The 3,308-nt window shown below is 38.9% G+C and carries 4 protein-coding genes; all 4 read left to right on the top strand.

Translation table 11 applies throughout. The features are described from left to right. The first annotated feature begins 20 nt into the window (after positions 1 to 20). Genes AB1397_00135 through AB1397_00120 form a run of 4 tightly spaced genes read left to right on the top strand, consistent with a single transcriptional unit; the run spans position 21 to position 3,190 of the window. Positions 21 to 911 (top strand): four helix bundle protein, encoded by an 891-nt coding sequence (locus tag AB1397_00135; GenBank protein ID MEW6481413.1) that lies wholly within the window; start codon positions 21 to 23, stop codon positions 909 to 911. Continuing rightward, positions 908 to 1,870, top strand: a complete 963-nt coding sequence (locus AB1397_00130; GenBank protein ID MEW6481412.1) for a prepilin-type N-terminal cleavage/methylation domain-containing protein — start codon at positions 908 to 910, stop codon at positions 1,868 to 1,870. The genes AB1397_00135 and AB1397_00130 overlap by 4 nt, the downstream gene beginning before the upstream one ends. Before the next feature lie 8 nt (positions 1,871 to 1,878). Further along, positions 1,879 to 2,454 carry a type II secretion system protein gene (locus tag AB1397_00125; GenBank protein MEW6481411.1) on the top strand — a complete coding sequence of 192 codons (576 nt, stop codon included), beginning with the start codon at positions 1,879 to 1,881 and terminating at the stop codon, positions 2,452 to 2,454. Positions 2,455 to 2,458: 4 nt separating this feature from the next. Continuing rightward, complete coding sequence (locus AB1397_00120) at positions 2,459 to 3,190, top strand: YebC/PmpR family DNA-binding transcriptional regulator (protein ID MEW6481410.1); 732 nt, start codon at positions 2,459 to 2,461, stop codon at positions 3,188 to 3,190. Positions 3,191 to 3,308 lie beyond the last annotated feature (118 nt).

Raw genomic sequence — 3,308 nt, 5'->3', positions numbered from 1 at the left:
TATAAAATTATGAATTTTGAATGTTGAATTTTGAAATGATGAAAAAAGAGAATTTAATTCGCGAGAAAAGTTTTGAATTTGCCTTATTAATTATTGAGCTTTATAAAAAGTTAACAGCTTCCAATGAATTTGTGATTTCCAAGCAATTATTGAGAAGTGCTACGAGCATTGGGGCTAATGTAGAAGAGGCAATTGCAGGGCAAAGTAAAAATGATTTTCTTTATAAGATGGCTACTGCCTCAAAAGAAGCTAGAGAGACAAAATATTGGTTAATGCTACTTGATAAAAGCCAGATTGTAAAAATTGATTATCAAATGTATCTTTTGGAAATTGAAAGTATAATCAACATCTTGACTAAAATTGTAAAGACAGGTTCCAAATCAATCCAAAATCCAAAATCCAAAATCCAAAATTTAAAATTTAAAGGATTAACCTTAGTTGAGGTTTTAATCTCTATGGCTGTCTTACTCCTTGGAATAATTGGGGTTTCTGCGGTGATCATCAATTCGGTAAGGATAAACGATATGGCAATTAGGCAGACTCTCGCCAAGGAAACGGCAGGAGCTGAGATTGAGAGGATAAAGCTTATCGGCTATTGGAGGATTACCCAAGATAACCTTAGGCAAGAATTTGGCAGCGATAGTTTAACAAATTTAGAAGAACAATATCAACTACCCGGGATTCCCGAAGGAGTGATTACTCCCTATAACTATTGCCTATTTAGGGGAGTAGATGTTCAAAAGGAGATAAGGGGAAGGATAAGGCATTATTACTATACCTTAAAGCTAAGTGTTGATGAGGATTTTGTGGAAAAATATGCACAAATGCTAAGAATGGAGGTCTTCTGGATGTTTCAAGGAAGGCTTAAGCATATAGAGGTAGTATTTGTGGTAGGCCATAGACATAGATGAAAAAAATTCAAAATTTTAAAAAGGGATTTACCCTGGTTGAGATAATGATATCCTTAGCAATCCTTGCCGGAGTGATCGCTGGCCTTTCTTATATGTATGGAAGTATGGTTTCTTTAAGCTCATCAGAGAGAAGAAAGGCAGAGTTGAATACAGATATAGGGATTAGCCTTAACCTTTTAGAGAGGGATATAATGATGGCGGGTTTTGGAACATCGGATAAAGCAAGGGTTGCCTCCTTTGATGGGACAGATACAGATCGCCTCTTTTTGGCAGATGCCTGGGAGATACTAAGGGATTTTACCGACAATGGTTATGATGATGGGATAATCAGCGAGGACTCATATGGAGCCATATCCTCAATCGAAGGGGATGAAGAACAAGAGGGAGGGGGAGGATACTTTGCAAGATTAGCCGCTAATGCAGGGACAGGAAGCGAGTTTATCATAATTAATCGCCTTGATATTGATACAGGCACTGCCCTACACAATGACGATGATTTTAAAGAGGATAATGCTTTGATTATCCATTCAGGCCTTACTAGGCCTCCCCAGGGTCATCGGATTACTACTATTCAACCCGCCGATTTAGGATGGAGGGTTAATCTTCTAGACCCTTTAAGAGAGGAGTATAATATAGCTAATATCCCCACAGTTGTTCCTGCCATATGCTATCATATTGGGGTTGACAATGAGAATAGAAGCTGGCTCTATAGGAATAATGAGAGGGTTCTTCCCGATGTAGAGAATTTAAGTGTAGAATATGGATATGATGTAAGTGGGAATAGAATCCTAGAAAATAATGAATGGTTTGCCTCCCTTTTCAATATTCCCAATCCAAATGACTATAGACCAGGATCATTAGAGGCAATAAGGGTATCATTGGGAATAAGAATGCCAACCCTAGAGGAAGGGAGAGAAAAGATAGGGACATATAATGTTTCGGTTGAGCTTAGAAACTAAAGGAGGTGATGATTAAGATGAAAAGGGGAATGACCCTGATTGAGCTTATGATTGTGGTAACTATTGTGGGAATATTGCTTGCCGTTCTTCTTCCCAGTACAGGAAGGATGTTAGATAAGGCAAGAGAAAAAACTAGCCAGCAAAACCTAGAAAACATAAGAATAGCAATTGCAAGCTTTTATTCAGACTTTGAGGCATATCCCGGACAGGATTTAGATGGGGATGGGGTTTTTTCTAGTCCTGCAGATGGCGATACGATTATTGATAACGATGCTTTAGACCCTGAGGAATTTTCCCAGCTCCTTATTCCTGAGTATCTTCGGGATGCAGATAACATACCACCCCCTACTTTGCCCTTTGCTTTATTAAGAAGGGGCTTAAGCAATAACCAGGAAGATACAGTGGAAATTGATGGAAATCCCCTTTCTAATAATGATGGACAGCACGGTGGATGGAGGTATTATCCGAATGGTGCCACTGGTGTAAATATGGGAGGCGGAGTAGTAACAAATCTAAGAGAAGGCACGATAATTGTTGATTCAACAGAGGAGACTACTACAGGCAGCAGATATTGCCTCTGGTAAATAAATGTCTGGACATTCAAAGTGGGCGGGAATAAAGCATAAGAAGGGTGTCCTTGATGCAGCAAAGGGGAAGCTTTTCTCAAAGCTTAATAGGGAGATTATGCTTGCTGCTAAAACAGGAGGAAAGGAGCCTGAGGGAAATGCAAGGTTAAGATTGGCAATCCAAAAGGCAAAAGAGGCAAATATGCCAGGGGAGAACATAAAGAAGGCGATCGCCAGGGGATGTGGCGAAATTGAGGGGGGTGAGGTTTCCGAGATAACCTATGAATGCTATGGACCTTCTGGCATTGCCCTTTTAATTGAAGGGATTACCGACAATAAAAAGAGGACATCATCAGAGATAAGGCATATCTTATCAAAAGGGGGAGGAAATATGGGTGAAGCAGGCTGTGTCTCCTGGATGTTTAAAAAATTGGGTGTTCTGCAAATAGAAAAATCAAGCATCTCTGAGGATTTACTTTTTGAGCTAGGCCTTTCCTTGGGTTGTGAGGACATAAAAACAGAGGATAGCGAATATGAGGTCTATACAGGGGTAGAAATTTTTGAAAAGGCAAAGGAAGAGATTAAAAATAGGGGTGCTCATATAAAATATGCTGAGATAGAAATGGTTCCTTCCAGCTATATAAAAATAGATAAAGAGGGAGCAAAGCAGGTTTTAAGGCTTATTGAGGCACTGGAAGAAAATGAGGACATCCAGCATGTTTGGTCAAATATGGATATCCCCGATGATTTATAGTATCTTCCATTACTTAGTGCAAAAATAGATAGGGTTGTGTTTATCTGTTAAAAATTCATCCACCTTTTAAGAAATTTTGAATTCTAAATTTTGAATTTTGAATTGAAGGTTTAAGTTT

The organism is bacterium (genome assembly GCA_040756715.1).
Lineage (GTDB): Bacteria > UBA9089 > UBA9088 > UBA9088 > UBA9088 > JBFLYE01.
The sequence above is the reverse complement of the archived record's forward strand: the minus strand, read 5'-3'. Positions and strand labels throughout refer to the sequence as shown.

Coding starts and splice junctions, on each gene's coding strand:
- AB1397_00130 (MEW6481412.1), top strand. CDS start 908: ATGAAAAAAATTCAAAATTTTAAAAAGGGATTTACCCTGGTTGAGATA.
- AB1397_00135 (MEW6481413.1), top strand. CDS start 21: ATGTTGAATTTTGAAATGATGAAAAAAGAGAATTTAATTCGCGAGAAA.
- AB1397_00120 (MEW6481410.1), top strand. CDS start 2,459: ATGTCTGGACATTCAAAGTGGGCGGGAATAAAGCATAAGAAGGGTGTC.
- AB1397_00125 (MEW6481411.1), top strand. CDS start 1,879: ATGATTAAGATGAAAAGGGGAATGACCCTGATTGAGCTTATGATTGTG.